Origin of the sequence: Mycobacterium scrofulaceum, from assembly GCF_001667885.1 — a bacterium.
GTDB lineage: Bacteria > Actinomycetota > Actinomycetes > Mycobacteriales > Mycobacteriaceae > Mycobacterium > Mycobacterium scrofulaceum_C.
In genome coordinates this window covers 1-549 of record NZ_LZJW01000079.1, presented here as the reverse complement: position 1 = coordinate 549, position 549 = coordinate 1, and the positions used below count along the sequence as shown (strand labels likewise).

Annotated in this window: 1 protein-coding gene and 1 pseudogene; one reads left to right on the top strand and one right to left on the bottom strand. The window is 69.9% G+C overall.

Translation table 11 applies throughout. The features are described 5' to 3' along the window. A pseudogene (locus tag A5681_RS26500) lies at positions 1–142 on the bottom strand (TetR family transcriptional regulator); the annotation flags it as partial. Positions 143–272: 130 nt separating this feature from the next. Here A5681_RS26500 and A5681_RS11885 point away from each other — a divergent pair. Beyond that, positions 273–549 (top strand): TetR/AcrR family transcriptional regulator (locus A5681_RS11885; protein WP_156737943.1); only part of this gene is annotated, 277 nt, incomplete at its 3' end.

The window sequence follows — 549 nt, the reverse complement described above, 5'->3', positions numbered from 1 at the left end:
CATCCGCGGTGCGGGCGATCTCCCGAATCGTGGCTCGCGAGTAGCCCACCGTCGCCACACAGCGCATGGTGGCCACGATGATGCGCTGGCGGGTCTCCTCACCGCTGGCCCCGACGGGGCGTCCCCGCTGCGGCCGCGTCACCGTGTTCTCCCCACTCGCGTGTCCCGTCCGCCGGCCCTCGGTGCCTGACAGGTCGAATATAATCGAGCGATCGATTAATTCGGGGTTTCCGGCGGAGGTGCGCGGTGCGTGAGGGACGGTACCTTCCCGCATGAGCGGTCCCCCGGCGCAATTGGGGCGCCCGGTCGGTGCGGACGGCGAGCAGACCCGCACGCGCATCATCACTGCGGCGATGCGATGCGTGGCCGAGAAGGGCTACTCTCGCACCACGATTCGCGAGATCGCCCGCGCCGCCGGCATGACGAGCGGCAGCCTGTACAACTACTTTCCGAACAAGGCCGAGCTGATCAAGGCGGCGATCGCGGCGCGCACCGACGTCGCATTGCCGCGACTGCGAGCGGCCGCCGCGCGGTCCGGAAGCGCGGTCG